The sequence below is a fragment of the Yersinia fenwicki genome (genome assembly GCF_043099325.1).
In the GTDB taxonomy this organism is placed as follows: Bacteria; Pseudomonadota; Gammaproteobacteria; order Enterobacterales; family Enterobacteriaceae; genus Yersinia.
In genome coordinates this window covers 273430-291233 of record NZ_CP170755.1, presented here as the reverse complement: position 1 = coordinate 291233, position 17804 = coordinate 273430, and the positions used below count along the sequence as shown (strand labels likewise).

Below are 17804 nucleotides of genomic sequence, written 5' to 3'. Positions count from 1 at the left end.
GCATTACCATGCCAGTTGTTGCTGATGTTTTAGGGTCAAATCCACGAAGTGAGTATAGCTGATTAGCATCGCACTGTCTGAAATTTGACCACATAAACCGCGCGCAATCACATCATCTTCCAATACAAATAGCGAAGCCGGGTTATTTAACAATAAGTTAAGACTTTCACTGTTTTTCAAAACGGCCATCACACCATCTTGCAGGAATAGAATCGCATCTTCAGATGTGACTAATCTCAGCAATGCAGATAAATCGCAGTGATAAGGGGAATGACTGACGGTAAACAGCATTATGGCTACCCAAACCTCATTAAAAAGTCAGCACAACATCATAATTTGCCAAGTGGCGGCGCAAATTTACCGGAGATAATACTTCGACATCAAGTATCCAATCCGTCACTTCACTTAATCCGCGCTGCTGCAATGAGTCTTCACAAATATAAAAATGCTCGACATCGTACAACGGTAAGACACCGAAAGTAGCAATATAGTTTCTAGCGAGAATTTTTTCTGGCTGCTGCTGTGGGAGTAATTGCAATACACCATCGGAAAGGAAGAATACGCCCAGATTTTCACTCAGTGCAGATGTTGCCAGCAAAGCATCCAGTCCCTCGCGACCAGCTGAATTACCATGAGGGCCTTGGGTGAAAACAAAAGCGACACTTTTCATTGTCATTAAAATTGCACCATACGATCACAGGTTAATGCTGCTTCTGCCAACGCACCCAGCCCGCCCAAGGTAAAACCGGGTTGCAGATTTGCCGCTGCCAAGTTGAGTTGCTCGGCTTCATGTCGGTCAGTAACACCGCGGCGCAATGCCGCCGCCACACACACATTCAATACGACAGCATGTTCGCTCGCTAATTGTTGCCATGCGCGAACCAAGTCAAATTCATCATTGGCAGGTGCGGTTAATTGGTTAGCATTCAAAACGCCTTCGCGATAGAAAAAAACACTAACCAAATTGTGACCTGAGTTTACCAAAGCTTGAGCAAACTGATAGGCACTGCTGGCCTGCTGGGTGCCATAGGCTGGCCCCGTGACCATCAGGCAGTATTTCACGCCCGACATTAACGCTCATGCCCCACAAGATCACCACTTTTGAACTGGCGAATGTAGAGATAAACCGTGTGTTTAGAGATGTTTAGCCGTTCAGCGACCTGGTTAATGGCATCTTTGATATCAAAAATCCCTTTCTCGTAAAGATTCAACACAACCTGACGATTCTTCGCATTGTTCGATACATTGCGATCGGCATTCACTTCCTCGATGGTGAACTCCAGAGTCTGTGCCACGAGGTCATCAACCGATGAGGCAAAGTTTACTGAGGAAGGGACTTCTTGTGTTTCCGGCGGCATAAACGTCTGAATGATTTGCGAGAAAGGTACATCCAGATTCATGTTTATGCATAGTAACCCGATAACACGCTGGTCACGGTTTCGGATTGCGATAGTAACCGATTTCATTAACACACCACTTTTGGCGCGCGTGAAATAAGCTCTTGAAACACTGCTGTCGGCACCTGCCATATCATGCAACATCCGCAGTGCAAGGTCAGTTATAGGAGAACCAATCTGCCGGCCTGTGTGTTCACCATTCGCAATTCTTACCGCAGAGCTTTTCAGGTCTTCCAGTGAATGCAGGACAATTTCACAGTGGCTGCCAATAAGCATCGCCAAGCCATCAACGATAGCTTCGTATGATTTGAGTATTTCATGGTCCGTCTGACTGAACGGACGCTCATCCAGTAAATCCAGTTCACTGGTTTCGCTACTGAGAAGCGAATTAGACATCGAAGACACCATCCTCTACGTAAAGCCTGTCTCAATACCATTGGCAGACTCATAACTCAATATCCTGAATTTTAAGTCTAGCAAAGATGCCGAGATAAAATCCTTGCGTTCGCGCGTGATATTGACGTTAAGCCCACAAGCCATAAATCGTCAAGTTATCAACGAGCAGAAGTGCAAATTGATATACCGAAAAAAAAACCGCCACGACAATTATCGCGGCGGTTATCAGTATAACCAGCACTCAGCTACGACAGCGAATAAGCTAAATTACTTCTTAGCTTTTGCGTCAGTAGCCGCTGGCTGTTCTTCTTGGGCATCAGCTTTAGGTGCTGCTTTGATATCCAACAGTTCTACATCAAAGACCAGAGTAGAGTTAGCAGGGATACCTGGGACGCCAGTTTTGCCATAAGCGAGTTCTGGTGGGATAACCAGAGTGATCTTCCCGCCTTTCTTGATTTGCTTCAGGCCTTCGGTCCAGCCTGGGATAACACCATCAAGGCGGAAGGACAGTGGCTCACCGCGTTTGTAGGAGTTATCAAACTCAGTACCATCAGTCAGTGTCCCTTTATAGTTAACTACCACGGTATCACTGTCTTTTGGTGCATCACCGGTACCGGCTTTCTCTACTTTGTACAGTAGACCAGATGCCGTTTTCTTCACATCTTTTTCTTTAGCGAAAGTTTCGCGGTACTTAGCGCCTTTATCGGCGTTTTCTTTAGCATCCTGCTCCATTTTGGCTTGAGCAGAAGCTTTTACGCGCGCTTCAAAACCTTGTAAGGTTTTTTCGATTTCTTCGTCTGACAGTTTGCTTTTGCTGGCAAAGGCGTCCTGTACACCGGCGATCAACTGGTCTTTATCCAGTTTAATGCCTAACTTCTCTTGTTCTTTAAGGGAGTTGTCCATATAACGCCCTAATGATGCACCTAATGCATATGCAGATTGCTGGTCATCGTTCTTAAATGCGCTATTTGTCGTTGCAGCCGCATCAGCGACTTTAGCTGTTTCCGCGACTTTAGCTGTTTCCGCGACTTTAGCTGTTTCCGTGGTTTTAGCTGTTTCAACGGCTTTAGCTGTTTCAGCTGTTTCCGCTGTTTCCGCAGCGAAAGCCGCAGAGGTATTCAGGGTCAGCGCCATGGTCGTTGCCAGTAGCGTTACTTTAAACAGTGATTTCATCCATTTCTCCATTGGCTTAAGGACACTTACCCCAAGCAACGATTCTAAGTGTAACTTGTACTATAACTGTCTGTGCGAACACAAAACAATCTCTATGCTGATGCTATTAAGTGATATTAAGACTTTTTTTACTACAAGAAGTTTCGTTTTATCGATATCTTGACCCTTACGGGGTAATCATAGAGTTTTATAGGTAGAATCAACCCTCCCTACCTTTTCCATATTATCACCGCATGGAAAGTAGCCAAAGGGTATGGTTTGCAGTCATGAGAGGAAATTAAGATGGAACAATCCCTGTTTGAACAACGGCTGGAAATGCTGGAAAGCCGTCTGGCATTTCAGGAAGTGACAATTGAGGAACTCAATTTGATCGTGACGGAGCATCAGATGGAAATGACCAAACTGCGCGAGCATCTACGTTTATTGACCGATAAACTACGAGAATCTCAGTCTTCCATGATGGCCTCGCCAGCAGAAGAGCCGCCACCGCCACACTATTGAGCAAAAAGCCAGCCACAAGGCTGGCTTTTGACTGACCATATCAAATTTTAGCAACAGGTCAGATTTTAGTGACAGCCACAGCCGCCTTTACCACAACCACCTTTGCCATGTTCATGACCGTGGTCACTTTCATCATGGCCGTGGCCGCCGCAGCAACCGTCACCGTGTTCATGGTGATGATCATGCTCACCATGTACGTGACCATGTTGCAGCTCTTCTTCTGTTGCTTCACGGATAGCAACCACTTCAACGTGGAAGTTCAAATCCTGACCCGCCAGCATGTGGTTACCATCAACCACAACATGCTCGTCTTCAACTGCAGTGATTTCGACCGGTACTGGACCTTGATCGGTATCAGCCAGAAAACGCATGCCAACTTCCAACTCATCAACGCCCATAAAGACGTCTTTAGGTACGCGCTGCACCAGATTTTCATCATAGCTGCCGTAACCTTCGTCAGCATTCACACGCACATCAAAGCTGTCGCCAGCTTCGTGGCCTTCGAGCGCTTTTTCCAAACCAGCGATCAGGGAACCGTGTCCGTGCAGGTAGTCCAACGGCGCGCTCACCGGAGACTCATCAACTAAAACACCGTCTTCTGTACGTACCTGGTAAGCCAGGCTGACCACCAAGTCTTTTGCTACTTTCATGATATCTCCTACCCTTGGAACAAAAATTGGCACAGATTGTAGCGGAAATCTGCACCGCTGTACTCACCAGCATAAAAAATCGCGAAGGATAACGCTACTCCGGATGGAAAATACCGATCACTTGTTCATGTGGACGGACGTGTTTCTTAACCTGCTCATCCGTTTGACGCTGATGGTGACCGCACTTAACACACTCCACCACTTCAACCTGATCTTCACGCCACAAAGCCAGTGTATCCAATGCCTTACACTGTGGACAAACCGCACCGGCAATAAATCTTTTACGGTTTTTTGTTTTATTAAGAGCGTTTGTCATCGTTTTCTCCGGCATTATTCGTATTCATCCCAGCCATCTAACTGCCGACTTTCATGCAGCATTTCTCGTTGGAAAATATCTTCCAGTTCACGGCGGGCTTCTTTAACTCTGGAAATTTGCGCCACATCACCATGATGCTGCGGCACCAGTTCACGCAACATTCGCATATCGAGCCGCCGAAAATGTTGCTGCGCACGATAGGCTTGATGGGGGTGCATACCTAACCCCAGTAATGTTTTTCGCCCCAGTTCTAGCGCACTGGAGAAGGTTTCGCGCGTAAAGTCTTTGACGCCATTTTGCAGGAGTTCATGGGCTTCAACACGCCCTCTGGCTCGTGCCAGAATGTGCAGGTTTGGGAAATGCTGCTGGCACAGATGTACGAGCGCCATGGTGTCTTCCGGCTCGTTACAGGTGATAACAATAGCTTTGGCCTTTTCTGCCCCGGCAGCGCGCAGTAGTTCCAACTCAGTAGCATCACCATAGTAAACTTTATAGCCGTATTTGCGCATCACACTGACCGCACTGACATCGCGCTCCAACACAGTAATGCGCATTTTGTTCGCCATCAGTAAACGGCCAATCACCTGACCAAAGCGCCCAAAGCCCACAATAATCACCTGTGGATCATTGTCTTCAACAAAGGGTTTCTCGTCGCTCTCCTCTTGCGCGTTGTAACGACGCACTAAAATACGGTCGATACCCTGCATCAATAACGGCGTGGTCATCATTGATAGAGTAACCACCACCAGCAATAACGCCAGTTGTTCGGCATTTAAAACATGTTGAGAGAATGCTGCAGAGAACAAGACGAAAGCGAATTCACCGCCCTGACTCAGCACGCCGGCAAATTGCAGGCGTACCGAACGGCGCAAACCAAATGTCCGTGCCAGGCCATACAGCACCGTACCTTTGATAAAGACCAGCGCCAGAACCCCTAACAGAACATCAAGCAGATGAGTAAACAGAACGCCAAGGTTCAAAGCCATCCCGACTGAGATGAAAAATAGCCCGAGCAGCAAGCCCTTAAAGGGTTCGATAGCGATTTCCAGTTCATGCTGGAATTCACTTTCCGCCAATAAGATACCCGCAATAAATGTCCCTAATGCCATAGATAGGCCTAGTGCATCCATAAACAGTGCCGAACCTAATACCACGAGCAAGGCCGCCGCGGTGAAAACCTCGCGCACACCAGTGGCCACAATGTAGCGAAACAACGGGCGCAGCAGATATCGGCCACCAATCAACATACCGGCAAAAGCCGCCACTTTAATGCCAATTTTGACCCAATCATTAGCAGCGCCACCGCCACCAGCCAAAATAGGAATCAATGCCAAAGCCGGGATAACCGCCATGTCTTGGAACAGTAAGACCGAGAATCCGAGTTGACCGCCTTCATTGCGATTCATCCCTTTTTCACGCATCAGCTGTAATGCCATCGCTGTTGACGACATCGCCAAACCAATACCGCCAATCACTGCGGCTTGCCAGGCAAATTGGGTAAAATAGAGCAATGCCCCTAATACTGTAGCGGTTATCACCACCTGACCTGCACCGACACCAAAAATAGATCGCCGCAACTGCCAAAGTTTCGCTGGATTCAATTCCAAGCCAATGATAAACATCAGGAAAACAACACCTAATTCGGAGAAGTGGAGAATTTCGTCAACATCACGAATAAACCCCAAACCCCAAGGCCCGATGGCAATACCGGCTATCAGATAACCCAATACCGCACCGATACCCAAGCGCTGCGCAATAGGAACCGCCACCACAGCGGCAAATAGAAATAATAAAATCGCGGTCAGTAGCGCCGAGCCTTCCATATTCAGTGCCCTCCTGTCGCTAGCGGTGACTGCAACCACTGCGCATAAGCTTGTGCATGGCTGGCCAGAACTTCCGGCTTTTGTCGCCGCGCCCAGTAAATAATCATCGGACTCATCCAATGCATATGACACATAGCTGCTGTCAATTCAAAAGGCCGCAAAATATCTTCCATTGGATAGCGGTTATACCCCCCTGTGCGATAAGCTCCCTCCGGCTCGCCAGTGGTAATCACCGAACGCCAGTATTTACCGGTCAGTGCATGCCCACCCACCCCATTGGCAAAGCCCCGCGCCAACACGCGATCCAACCATTCTTTCAGCAATGCCGGGCAACTGTAGGTATAGAGAGGATGTTGAAAGACAATAATTTGATGTTCACGCAGTAACTGCTGCTCATAGTGAATATCAATAAAAAAATCCGGATAATGTGCATACAGGTCGTGCACAGTGACATGTTCTAACTGCTGCACCGGTTGCAGCAAAACCCGATTAGCCACCGAGTCTTGTGACTCCGGATGGGCATACAACAGCAAAACCTTCGGTGGCTGCGACATCATTCCCCTCCAAAGCGTCGTCAGGGTCCGGTTTTTCCGTTACCATGCTTCGCAAAGACCAAAAAAGACTAAGAATTTGTACCCAAGTCATTGGCGTTGTCAGTTGGCAACTTCAAGAACCCTGGGAGATAAATACCCTAAATAATTCGAGTTGCAGGAAGGCGGCAAGCGAGAAAATCCCGATGAGCTTACTGTGTTGTAAGTGGATTCGGGTTATTGAGCATAGCCAACGCACATGCGACTTGAAGTATGACGGGATAATTTAACATACTCTAAACATACGGCACTCTATGATTGTTTTTTCCTCGCTACAAATTCGACGTGGTATTCGCGTCTTGCTGGATAATGCAACAGCAACGATCAACCCTGGGCAAAAGGTCGGGCTGGTCGGTAAAAACGGCTGTGGTAAATCTACGCTGCTGGCGTTGCTCAAAGGCGAACTGAGCGCCGATGGTGGCAATGCTACTTTTCCCAGTAACTGGGCACTGGCTTGGGTCAACCAAGAAACCCCTGCCCTGGATGTGCCGGCGATAGAGTATGTTATCGACGGTGACCGCGAATATCGCCAATTGGAGGCCGAACTTCAGGCCGCCAATGAAAAAAATGATGGTCATGCCATTGCCACCGTGCACGGCAAGCTCGATGCCATTCACGCATGGACTATTCAATCCCGTGCTGCCAGTTTGCTACACGGATTGGGGTTTTCTCAAGAAAGTTTACAGCAGCCTGTGCGCTCATTTTCAGGTGGTTGGCGAATGCGTCTTAACCTGGCACAAGCACTGATTTGCCGCTCCGATTTACTGTTACTGGATGAGCCGACCAACCACTTGGATTTGGACGCCGTGATCTGGCTAGAAAAATGGTTGAAAAACTACTCCGGCACACTGGTGTTGATTTCCCATGACCGCGATTTCCTTGATCCTATTATCGATAAAATTCTGCATATTGAACAGCAGACGCTGAATGAATACACAGGTAACTATTCATCCTTTGAACGTCAGCGTGCCACCAAACTGTCACAGCAACAATCGATGTATCAGCATCAACAAGAGAAAGTTGCGCATCTGCAAAGTTACATTGACCGCTTCCGTGCTCAGGCGACCAAAGCCAAACAAGCCCAAAGCCGCATTAAAATGCTGGAGCGGATGGAACTGATTGCACCGGCCCATGTAGATAACCCGTTTCATTTCAGTTTCCGCACGCCAGAGAGCTTGCCAGATCCACTGTTACGCATGGACAAAGTCAGTGCTGGTTATGGCGATCGCACGATTTTAGAGTCCATTAAGCTCAATCTGGTGCCTGGCTCGCGCATTGGTTTGTTAGGCCGCAACGGAGCAGGTAAATCTACCCTGATCAAGCTGCTAGCCGGAACATTGGAACCACAAAGTGGTGAAATCGGTCTGTCCAAAGGGATTAAATTGGGTTACTTCGCCCAGCATCAGCTTGAATTCTTACGAGCAGATGAATCTCCACTACAACATATGAGTCGATTGGCCCCCAAAGAGCCGGAGCAACAGCTACGTGATTATCTAGGGGGTTATGGTTTTCAGGGTGATCAGGTTACTGACCCGACAGCCCGTTTCTCCGGAGGTGAAAAAGCACGTCTGGTGTTGGCTCTGATCATCTGGCAGCGCCCTAACCTACTGCTGCTTGATGAACCGACTAACCATCTGGATCTTGATATGCGCCAGGCCCTGACCGAAGCATTGATTGATTTTGAAGGCGCATTGGTGGTGGTTTCCCATGATCGTCATTTACTGCGCTCCACCACCGATGATCTTTATCTGGTACATGATGGCAAAGTGGAGCAGTTCGACGGTGATCTCGAAGATTATCAACAGTTTCTGGTGGATCTACAGCGCCAGCAAAGTCAACAGGATAATCCAGCCAAAGAGTTGTCCGGCAACAGTGCGCAGCAGCGCAAAGATCAAAAACGCCGTGATGCTGAGTTCCGCAGCCAAACCCAGCCGTTGCGTAAGCAAATTATGACGCTGGAAAAACAGATGGATAAGCTCGGCAGCGAGTTAGCAGCCATCGAAGAGCAACTGGCTGATTCAGCTCTCTACGATATTTCTCGCAAGGCTGATTTAACCCAGTGTCTGCAACAGCAAACGCAAGTGAAAGCCAAGCTGGAAGAGACTGAAATGCAGTGGCTGGATGCGCAAGAGCAGTTGGAGAATCTCACCAAGCTGTTCGAAGCGGGATAACTCGCCTTTCAAAAAATACCTCATTAAGGATAATAAGGTTATGAATAATAGGGATATTAGCGTGATAGTGCCGGTGTTTAATTGCGGCGCTTATCTCGCACTACTCTTAGATTCACTGTACCAGCAGTCTGGCGTGTCATTGGAAATCATCGCCGTTAATGATGGCTCAACCGATAATAGCCTGGCGATTTTAGAAGATGCTGCGCGCAGTGACTCGCGACTGATCATCGTGAATCAATCCAATCAAGGACTTTCAGCCGCCCGTAATGCAGGTATAACTCGGGCGACTGCTCGCTGGATTGCTTTTGCTGACGGTGATGATTGGCTTGCACCCAATGCATTATTGACTTGGTTGCAGCAAGCTGAGCAACAACAACTAGATTTACTGGTAGGCAATGGTTTTAGCTTTACTGCTGATCCTTGCTTACCCCCAGATAGTCCTTTGTTACATAAACAATCGTGGGGTAAAACACTTAGTGGCCAGCAATGGATTATCCGCAGTGTTGAGCATAATGAATGGCCACATTACGCATGGCTGCAATTAATTCGCCGCGAACTCATTAATACTCACCAGTTGGCATTTATTCCCAAAATGCTCCATGAAGATATTCTGTGGACGACTCATCTGGCGTTTGCCGCACAACGTATTGGATTCTGTAATGCGCCGTTTTATGGTTACCGTACCAATTTGCAATCCATTACACACTCAGCATCAGTTCACACCTTATTGGCTCGCGCCAATAGCTATCTCCATATTATTAAAGCGTTAGTTAGCCTTGCCAGGGCACAAGAACTACCTTTACGCGCTGCACTGTTACGCCACGCCAATCAAGAGAGCAGCCATTTTTTAGGGCTAATGCGTAAGAGATTACCGCCGTCACCAGAGCGTACAGCGTTAGCCATTGAGTTTCGGGAGCTCGGTTTACCCTCGGCCCTATATCAGGGGGCGAGTAATATCCATGAGTTTTGGCGGGCATTACGTTGCTCCGTGATTTTGGCACGTTTAGCACAACAAAATCATAACCCTTAGAAATAGATAGATAACTTATACTTATTTCCGTGAATACTTAGAAGGTTTTAGTGTCTAATAGACAATAAATTTTCGGTAGGAATAGGTGTAAATGCAGCGCATTTTGGTTATCCGGATAGATTTCCTTGGTGATATGGTCTGTACCACAGCGTTGTTGCATGCACTCAAGCAACGTTGGCCAGCAGCAGAAATTCATGTATTAGCGAATAAATACAATCAGGCGGTATTGGCTCGCAACCCTGACATTTCTGCAGTTCACACCTATGTTTACAGTAAGCAATGTGAAAGGAATCAGCAGCATGGCAGAATTAAGGCTATCGTTAACCGTCTGGCACTGATTCGACGATTACGGCGATTGCACTTTGATCTGCTGATTATTCCTAATGGCGGCATGAACAAAAACAGCATTCAATTCGCTAAACTACTGGGTGGTGCGGATGGTCGCTGGCATACCACTGAAAGTGAGTTCGACGATCGCAATCCTGACCATGTGACCAATCGACCCATACGCCATGAGGCACTCTCAGGTTTCACGCTGGTACCAGAATTAGAGCCCGTTGATATCGACGCATTGCAACTGCACATCTATCCAGATCCACAATTGCAGGTGAAATGGCGAACAGAATTAGGTGAAAAAGACCGACCGCGGATTGGCTTGTTCATTTCCAACAAAGCTCCGCAACGTCGCTGGAGTTTGGTGAAATGGCAACAATTGGCGCAAAAACTCAGTGATCAGGCAGATATCATCATGTTGTATGACCCAACAGATCCTCCGAGCGAAGAACAGTTGGCCACTTTTCAGGGCCGTTGCCTATTCACCCCCAGCGTTGATGAGTTTGTTGCAGCCATAAGTCTGCTGGATATGGTTATTTCAGCTGATAGTTCACCGGTGCATGTCAGCTCTGCATTGCAAATACCGGTGGTCGCGCTGTTTGAATCGCGGCCAGAAAAGTACTTGCGCTGGTACCCTTTGGTTCACCATGTCTTGTTACATGCGGGGCCGCAAGTTGAAGACATCACGGTCGATGCCGTCGAAAGTGCAGCCCGCTCATTATTGGGCAACAAATAAGATAGCCTATTAAGGCCGAAATACCGGCTTATCCCCGAGAATAGTCGCTCTGTGCATAATCCGTCGCTGCGGTAGATAATCCGCATTAGCATAATGTTGGGTAACGCGGTTATCCCAGATAGCCACGTCATCCTGTTGCCAGCGCCAGCGCACTTGAAACTCCGGCTTGGTGGTATGTGCAAATAGAAAACGCAGTAGCGCATCGCTCTCTTTCTCACTCAGATCCACTATTCTGGTAGTGAACCCTTCATTAACAAATAATGCCTGACGCCCACTCACCGGATGAGTACGCACTACCGGATGGAGCAATGGCGGATTCCTCTCTTTTGCCAGCAACCAGCGCTGATGGTCTTCTGGCGTTGCGCGGTGCTTATGCTCGGGGAAAGAATGGGTGAAATCATGCTCTGCCCGTAGCCCAGCTAAAAGCTGTTTAAACGGTGCTGAAAGGGCTTCATAAGCGGCAATGCCACTGCTCCATAACGTATCACCACCGGTGCTCGGCAATTGCTTGGCAGCCAGAATCGCACCTAAAGGTGGCGTCTTGATAAAAGTGACGTCAGTATGCCAATTATCATTATCCGGCGGATTATTATCGTGCGTATCTAAAACAATAATCTCTTCACACTCTTTCGCGTGAGGATAAACCGGATGAATATGTAAATCACCAAAGCGCCCGGCTAAATCGCGTTGCTGTAACGGGGTAATCGGTTGATTGCGGAAAAACAGGACTTGATGCTTGAGCAATGCATGATAAAGCTGTTCAAACTGGCTATCCCCTAACGGGCGGGTGATATTCACATTTTCAATCAGAGCGCCAATATACGGTCCCAACGGCGTCACTACCAAACGTTCATTCATTGCTGTGCTCCATACCAAGGCGTTAACCGGCGTTGAATTGCCCGCAAACTTAATTCCATACCAAAAGCGATAATGGCAATCACACTGATGCCCGCAATCACTACGTCGGTGGCGAGAAATTCTCCAGCCGATTGCACCATAAAGCCCAATCCACGAGTCGCAGCGATTAACTCAGCCGCCACTAATGTTGACCAACCGACACCCAGCCCAATACGAATGCCGGTTAAAATCTCCGGTAATGCGCTGGGCAAAATAACAAACCATAAAACCTGCCAGCGGCTGGCACCCAATGCGCGTGCCGCTCTCACTCTTACCTGTGCCACACTGCGTACGCCTGCTACCGCAGCCAAAGTGATCGGTGCGAATATAGCCAGATAAATCAGCAAAATTTTTGATGTCTCGCCAATACCAAACCAAATCACCATTAGTGGTAGATAGGCCAGTGGTGGCACAGGACGATAAATCTCAATAAGCGGATCCAGCACGCCACGCACTGTGCTGCTCAGCCCCATAGCAATACCGGTGGGGACGCCGAGAGCTATAGCGGCTAACAGGGCAATTAAGATACGCCCCAAACTAGCCGCCAAATGTTGCCATAACGTGGCATCCATAAAGCCCTGTGGGCTGGCAGTCACCAATAACTGATGCAGAACCTGTTGCGGTGCGGGCAAGAATAACGGGCTGATAAGCCCAAGTGCGGTAACAGCCCACCACAGCGTCACCACACTCACCAATGTGGCGATGCTGAGCCACAATCCTTTCGTCGCCGGTAAACGGTACACAGGCTTCTTAGCGATCAAGAGCGCTGGGCGCAGGGTATCTGGCGTTGGTAATGAAGTGGCTTGCGGGCGTAAATTGGTGTCGCGTAATGTACTGTGTAGGCTCATATCAGGGCCTCCCGCTGTTGGAAGACTTTACCCAGCACATATTCGCGACGGGCAATAAATTCAGGATCAGACTTAATGCTGCGGCAAGCTTCGCCATCGGCATAGCGCTGACCAAAGTTGAGCGATAATCGCTCGACCACCAGCCCTGGCCCCGGTGACAGCAATATCAGTTCGCTGGCAAGAAATACCGCCTCTTCAATATCGTGAGTAATCAGTAGAATTTGTTTGCCGGTATCACGCCAAATAGACAGCAGCAGCTCTTGCATCTGTTCACGAGTAAAAGCATCGAGCGCACCGAACGGCTCATCAAGCAGTAATAAGCGCGGATCCACCGCCAGCGCTCGCGCAATCCCCACTCGCTGGCGCATCCCTCCGGAAAGTTGCCAAATGTAGTGATGTTCAAAACCCGCTAACCCGACCCGATTAAGCATTTTCAGCGCGGTTGCCTGCCGCTGTTGCTTGTTCAAACCAGCCAGTTGCAGGCCAAACTCCACATTGCTGACCACATCGCGCCACGGCAGTAAGCCCTCATGCTGGAACACCACTCCCCGTTCGGCACTCGGGCCGTGAACCGGAATATCATCCAGAGTGATGCTGCCAGCTGAAGGCTCCATAAATCCGGCAATCAAATTCAACAATGTGGTTTTGCCACAACCTGATGGCCCCAATACCACGACCAACTGTCCGGATGCGATTTGTAATGACACATCCTGTAAGGCAGGTTTGCCCTGATATTCAGCCCACAGGCCACTGACATTTAACATGATGGCTCCTAGGACTGCGGGGTCGCCTGAACATCTTTCACAAAGCGGTCAGTGACGAAATCACGATAATCACTGGCCACCTGCGGGATCTTACCCTGCTGTTTGAGGAACGCAGCGGTATCACGGATAGCTTGATCCACCGGCTGACCCAGTTGTGTTATCTGCTCAGCCACCGGCAAATAAGTGTTGCCTTTCACCAGTTCTGGCACTTGTTCTGGCGGAACACCGCTTAAGCGCGAAAGCTGGCTCAGATGTTCTGGATTTTTAAGCCATTGATCAGGTTGAGCCAAGTAAGCCCCTTGAGCGGCCAATGCACTGCGGGCAAAGGCGGTCACCACTTCAGGATGGGCCTGAGCGAAATCCTTGCGTACCACCCAAACATCCAGGGTTGGCGCGCCCCATTGCCCCACTTGCGCGGAGTCAGTCAGGACAGTACCGGTTTTGGCTAATTCGTTGACAGCAGGAGCCCAGACATACGCGCCATCAATATCACCACGTTGCCAGGCGGCAGCGATAGCGGGTGGCTGTAAGTTCAGAATAGTGACCTGATCCGGCTTGATACCCCAATGCTTCAGAGCGGCCAGTAGGCTGTAATGGGTGGTAGAGATAAACGGCACAGCGATGCGCTTACCAATTAAATCCTGCGGGGTTTTGATCTCTTTTTTGACCACTAATGCTTCAGAGCTACCCAGTTGCGAGGCCAATAGGAAAACCTCAATCGGGACATTCTGGCTGGCCGCAACAGCCAGTGGGCTGGAGCCGATATTGCCAATCTGCACATCACCCGAAGCAAGCGCTCTAACGACACTAGAGCCACTATCAAATTTACGCCAATCTACCTTGGCACCGGAAAGCTTGGCAAAGCTGTTATCCGCTTGCGCGACTTTGGCTGGTTCCGCAGAGGTTTGATACGCCACGGTCATATCAACAGCATGTGCGCTGGTCGCCACCAATGACAGAGCCAACAGCGCCCCACCCGCTCGCCAGATGCCGCTAACTGCGCTGGCAAGGCTTGTAGAAGAAAAGGTTATCGTCATGGGTTCACTCCGCTCGGTTAACAGTGTCATTCGTTATGGTTGCGACCCTAAACAAACTTGGTGCGCTGAGATGACAGTGATACCTGAAGGAGTAACACCGCTAAAGGAATAAAAAATTATTCTTTATTCCTTTAAGCGATAACAAATTGACTCACAATAGAATTCTTATCCGTAACAAACAGTTAACTAAAATGTAATTTCGCCTTTAAGGAAAATGCGGGATGCACCTGAAATAAAAGTGCGCTCCCCGACTAAAGTGCAGAATAGCTCACCACCGCGCGCAGATATCTGGCGAGCATGCAACGATGTTTTACCCAACCGCGCCACCCAATATGGCATTAACGTGCAATGAGCTGAGCCGGTAACCGGATCTTCATTGCTGCTCAGGGTAAAGTAGCGCGAAACAAAATCGACCTCATCACCCGGCGCAGTCACAATCACACTTCGGCCGGTATAAGCAATCAGCGCCACCAGATCCGGCTGTAATTGACGTACTTGTTGCTCACTCTCCAGCACTACCAGTACGGATTTTGCCTGCCATACCTGCTGAATATCGACGCTAAGTAGTGCCTTCAGTTCAGCCGCAATCGCAATCTTCTCTGGGGGCAATGCAGGGAAATCCAGTGATAGTCGGCTAAAGTTATCCGTGTCGCGCTTGACATGTAAATCACCACTGGCGCTACGAAAACAGATATCGTGCAAACCGGGGTTGACCACGTTGAACATCACATGCGCCGCCGCCAAGGTGCCGTGGCCGCATAAATCTACTTCACGTTCTGGCGTAAACCAACGGATTGCCGATTTATCTCCTTCATCCCAGACAAAGCTGGTTTCCGGCAAATTGATTTCCGCAGCGATACACTGCATCTGTGCTGCCGACAGCGGTTTTTTCAGTAAATACACGCCAGCAGGGTTACCGGATAACCCTGTGCCGATAAACGCATCCACATGAAAATAGTTATAAGCCATTAATTAACCCCACGGTTAATACTCTAAATAATGTTTGCAGCTGCCTCGAAGACACGGGGCCCATTAATGGGTCGAGTAATGAAAGCAGCCAACGCACATGCAGCTTGAAGTATAACGAGTATGATCAATGCCAAATAAGCAACACACAGGCCGCCGTCAGCAAGCCCATCGCGATATTAAAGGTAAACCATGCCCGGCGACTGCGTAACAGACGACCGATCAATGTTCCAAAACCCAGCCAAATGATACCGGCCACCAGATTCACCATAAACATACCAAGACTGATCATTAAGATGGAATGATTATAGGCTGCACCTGCCATGCTAAAGCTGGCGACTGATCCTAATCCCATCAGCCAGGCTTTTGGGTTAAGGAACTGCAATAACCATCCTTGATACAAACGCAGCGGTTTTGGTGGAGCAACATTGGTGTCTAATTTTTCATAGGCCGAAGTGGCAATTTTCCATGCCAGCCATAGCAGATAAAGACTACCCAGGATTTTCAGAATTAAGTGCAAAGAAGGGTAGATCAGAATCAGGCCACCGACACCAAACGCCACCAGCAGTAGCATGCTTTGCATGCCTAACATAATGCCTAACATCAACCAGATAGACCGCATAAAACCAAAATTGGCCCCAGCTGAAGTTAACAGCATATTGTTTGGGCCGGGAGTGATAGCGGCAACCCAGAGAAAACCTACCATTGAAAGAAATAAACTCAGTTCCATGAGACGGGTGCCTCTCACCCAAAATGATGCGCGATATACCCATGAAGCTAACAGTGTGCTATTGATCACACAAGAGCAACAACATGATTTCCATTCACCATATGCATGAAATATTTCGTCCGCTGGCCGGTGCCAGCAACCCACATCTGCAAACGCTGCTGCCACGGCTGGTCAGGCGGCGGGTTCAACTGCAACCTTTTTGGCAACGGCTGGAATTGCCCGATGGGGATTTTGTCGATCTGGCCTGGAGTGAAAACCCCGAGCTGGCACGGGATAAACCCAGAGTCGTGCTATTCCACGGGCTGGAAGGAAATTTTTACAGCCCCTATGCCCATGGCTTGCTACGCGCCTGGCAAGATAAAGGGTGGCTGGGTGTGGTGATGCATTTTCGCGGATGCAGTGGCGAACCTAATCGTAAATCACGTATTTATCATTCTGGTGAAACAGAAGATGCCCGATTCTTTCTGCGTTGGTTGCGGGAGAGCTATGGTCAGGTTCCCACCGCTGCGGTTGGCGTCTCTTTGGGTGGCAATATGCTGGCGCTCTATTTGGCTGAACAAGGGCAGTTGGCCGCTCAAGGACAAGAGAGCTTATTAGAGGCAGCCGTGGTGGTTTCTGCACCACTGATGCTTGAACCTTGTGCTAATCGTATGGAACAAGGTTTCTCTCGCGTCTATCAGCACTATTTGTTGAACCAACTGAAGTTAAATGCCACCCGCAAGCTGTTGCATTACCCCGGAAGCCTGCCGTTGGATCTGCCTCAATTGAAAGGATTGCGGCGAATCAAAGAGTTTGATGATGTCATCACGGCAAGAATACATGGCTTCAATGATGCACTGGATTACTATCGACGTTGCAGCGCTTTACCGTTATTGCCGCAAATTACGACTCCACTGCTTATCATTCATGCCAAAGATGATCCATTCATGACGGCCGAGGTCATCCCGAATCTACGCGAGTTACCGGACAATATTGATTATCAGTTAACGGAGCATGGCGGCCATGTCGGTTTTGTCAGTGGCTCATTAAAACATCCACAAATGTGGTTGGAACAACGTATTCCAGCCTGGCTTTCCCCCTATTTGGAGCAACAGTCATGATCATCCCCTGGCAGCAAGTCGACAGCGAAACGCTGGATAATCTGCTGGAAGCCTTTGTGCTACGTGAAGGCACGGACTACGGCGAACATGAGCGGTCATTGGCACAAAAAGTCGAAGACGTGCGCCGTCAATTAGCCAGTGGTGAGGCCGTATTAGTTTGGTCAGAGTTACACGAAACCATCAATATCATGCCGCGCGGTGCCTTTCGTGCCGGAGCCGAAGAGCAACCATAACCCCTGCGTTGTCACCCTATTCTCTAAGTAAAATCAGGGTGACAAGCCGGGCACTTTGCCCTAAAAATACCCATTAACAAGAAAAAATAGACCGTTTAAGCCCGCCCACTGAG

The 17804-nt window shown here is 48.8% G+C and carries 21 protein-coding genes; 6 read left to right on the top strand and 15 right to left on the bottom strand.

Annotated elements, in window-relative coordinates; translation table 11 throughout:
- Positions 1-3: 3 nt before the first annotated feature.
- The 5 genes from tusB to fkpA all read right to left on the bottom strand — a co-directional run bounded on the left by tusB (position 4) and on the right by fkpA (position 2966).
- Positions 4-291, bottom strand: a complete 288-nt coding sequence (gene tusB / locus ACF3VQ_RS01200; RefSeq protein WP_392433085.1) for a sulfurtransferase complex subunit TusB — start codon at positions 289-291, stop codon at positions 4-6.
- A 19-nt stretch (positions 292-310) separates the two neighbouring features.
- Positions 311-676, bottom strand: a complete 366-nt coding sequence (gene tusC / locus ACF3VQ_RS01195) for a sulfurtransferase complex subunit TusC (protein ID WP_392433084.1) — start codon at positions 674-676, stop codon at positions 311-313.
- A complete protein-coding gene (tusD, locus tag ACF3VQ_RS01190; protein ID WP_392433083.1) occupies positions 676-1071 on the bottom strand; it encodes a sulfurtransferase complex subunit TusD in 396 nt (131 codons plus the stop codon). Before tusD ends, tusC begins: the two co-directional genes overlap by 1 nt.
- Complete coding sequence (locus tag ACF3VQ_RS01185; protein WP_019084070.1) at positions 1071-1793, bottom strand: transcriptional regulator; 723 nt, start codon at positions 1791-1793, stop codon at positions 1071-1073. The genes tusD and ACF3VQ_RS01185 overlap by 1 nt, the downstream gene beginning before the upstream one ends.
- Before the next feature lie 267 nt (positions 1794-2060).
- Positions 2061-2966 carry an FKBP-type peptidyl-prolyl cis-trans isomerase gene (gene fkpA / locus ACF3VQ_RS01180; RefSeq protein ID WP_392433082.1) on the bottom strand — a complete coding sequence of 302 codons (906 nt, stop codon included), beginning with the start codon at positions 2964-2966 and terminating at the stop codon, positions 2061-2063.
- 282 nt (positions 2967-3248) lie between these two features.
- On the opposite strand from fkpA, the gene ACF3VQ_RS01175 reads away from it, so the two are divergent.
- Complete coding sequence (locus ACF3VQ_RS01175) at positions 3249-3467, top strand: SlyX family protein (RefSeq protein WP_005159809.1); 219 nt, start codon at positions 3249-3251, stop codon at positions 3465-3467.
- A 65-nt stretch (positions 3468-3532) separates the two neighbouring features.
- Here the strand turns inward: ACF3VQ_RS01175 and slyD are convergent, their stop codons facing one another.
- The 4 genes from slyD to kefG all read right to left on the bottom strand — a co-directional run bounded on the left by slyD (position 3533) and on the right by kefG (position 6810).
- Positions 3533-4117 (bottom strand): peptidylprolyl isomerase, encoded by a 585-nt coding sequence (gene slyD, locus ACF3VQ_RS01170; RefSeq protein WP_004391442.1) that lies wholly within the window; start codon positions 4115-4117, stop codon positions 3533-3535.
- 94 nt (positions 4118-4211) lie between these two features.
- On the bottom strand, positions 4212-4433 hold the full coding sequence (locus ACF3VQ_RS01165) for a YheV family putative zinc ribbon protein (protein WP_392433081.1): 222 nt from the start codon (positions 4431-4433) through the stop codon (positions 4212-4214).
- A gap of 14 nt (positions 4434-4447) precedes the next feature.
- On the bottom strand, positions 4448-6256 hold the full coding sequence (kefB, locus tag ACF3VQ_RS01160) for a glutathione-regulated potassium-efflux system protein KefB (protein ID WP_392433080.1): 1809 nt from the start codon (positions 6254-6256) through the stop codon (positions 4448-4450).
- A gap of 2 nt (positions 6257-6258) precedes the next feature.
- Positions 6259-6810, bottom strand: a complete 552-nt coding sequence (gene kefG / locus ACF3VQ_RS01155) for a glutathione-regulated potassium-efflux system ancillary protein KefG (protein ID WP_219642636.1) — start codon at positions 6808-6810, stop codon at positions 6259-6261.
- A gap of 290 nt (positions 6811-7100) precedes the next feature.
- Between kefG and ACF3VQ_RS01150 the strand changes: the two genes are divergently transcribed.
- From ACF3VQ_RS01150 to ACF3VQ_RS01140, 3 genes are all read left to right on the top strand, one after another.
- The gene (locus ACF3VQ_RS01150; RefSeq protein ID WP_392433079.1) at positions 7101-9017 is read left to right on the top strand and encodes an ABC transporter ATP-binding protein; all 1917 of its coding nucleotides are present in this window, start codon (positions 7101-7103) and stop codon (positions 9015-9017) included.
- 40 nt (positions 9018-9057) lie between these two features.
- Positions 9058-10047: a glycosyltransferase gene (locus ACF3VQ_RS01145; RefSeq protein ID WP_392433078.1), complete on the top strand. Its 990-nt coding sequence runs from the start codon at positions 9058-9060 to the stop codon at positions 10045-10047.
- A gap of 91 nt (positions 10048-10138) precedes the next feature.
- Entirely contained in the window at positions 10139-11116 is a 978-nt protein-coding gene (locus tag ACF3VQ_RS01140; RefSeq protein WP_392433077.1) for a glycosyltransferase family 9 protein, read from the top strand.
- A gap of 9 nt (positions 11117-11125) precedes the next feature.
- Here the strand turns inward: ACF3VQ_RS01140 and tauD are convergent, their stop codons facing one another.
- From tauD to ACF3VQ_RS01110, 6 genes are all read right to left on the bottom strand, one after another.
- Entirely contained in the window at positions 11126-11974 is an 849-nt protein-coding gene (tauD, locus tag ACF3VQ_RS01135) for a taurine dioxygenase (protein ID WP_392433076.1), read from the bottom strand.
- Positions 11971-12861 carry a taurine ABC transporter permease TauC gene (gene tauC / locus ACF3VQ_RS01130; protein ID WP_392433075.1) on the bottom strand — a complete coding sequence of 297 codons (891 nt, stop codon included), beginning with the start codon at positions 12859-12861 and terminating at the stop codon, positions 11971-11973. Before tauC ends, tauD begins: the two co-directional genes overlap by 4 nt.
- Complete coding sequence (gene tauB, locus ACF3VQ_RS01125) at positions 12858-13625, bottom strand: taurine ABC transporter ATP-binding subunit (RefSeq protein ID WP_392433074.1); 768 nt, start codon at positions 13623-13625, stop codon at positions 12858-12860. Before tauB ends, tauC begins: the two co-directional genes overlap by 4 nt.
- Before the next feature lie 8 nt (positions 13626-13633).
- The gene (gene tauA, locus ACF3VQ_RS01120; protein WP_392433073.1) at positions 13634-14662 is read right to left on the bottom strand and encodes a taurine ABC transporter substrate-binding protein; all 1029 of its coding nucleotides are present in this window, start codon (positions 14660-14662) and stop codon (positions 13634-13636) included.
- A 186-nt stretch (positions 14663-14848) separates the two neighbouring features.
- Positions 14849-15631 (bottom strand): PhzF family phenazine biosynthesis protein, encoded by a 783-nt coding sequence (locus ACF3VQ_RS01115; protein ID WP_392433072.1) that lies wholly within the window; start codon positions 15629-15631, stop codon positions 14849-14851.
- A gap of 124 nt (positions 15632-15755) precedes the next feature.
- Positions 15756-16358: a LysE family translocator gene (locus ACF3VQ_RS01110; RefSeq protein ID WP_392433071.1), complete on the bottom strand. Its 603-nt coding sequence runs from the start codon at positions 16356-16358 to the stop codon at positions 15756-15758.
- A gap of 101 nt (positions 16359-16459) precedes the next feature.
- Between ACF3VQ_RS01110 and ACF3VQ_RS01105 the strand changes: the two genes are divergently transcribed.
- Together ACF3VQ_RS01105 and ACF3VQ_RS01100 are read left to right on the top strand one after the other, a co-directional pair.
- The gene (locus ACF3VQ_RS01105) at positions 16460-17458 is read left to right on the top strand and encodes a hydrolase (protein ID WP_392435768.1); all 999 of its coding nucleotides are present in this window, start codon (positions 16460-16462) and stop codon (positions 17456-17458) included.
- Complete coding sequence (locus tag ACF3VQ_RS01100) at positions 17455-17691, top strand: YheU family protein (RefSeq protein ID WP_392433070.1); 237 nt, start codon at positions 17455-17457, stop codon at positions 17689-17691. Before ACF3VQ_RS01105 ends, ACF3VQ_RS01100 begins: the two co-directional genes overlap by 4 nt.
- The last annotated feature ends 113 nt before the right edge of the window (positions 17692-17804 follow it).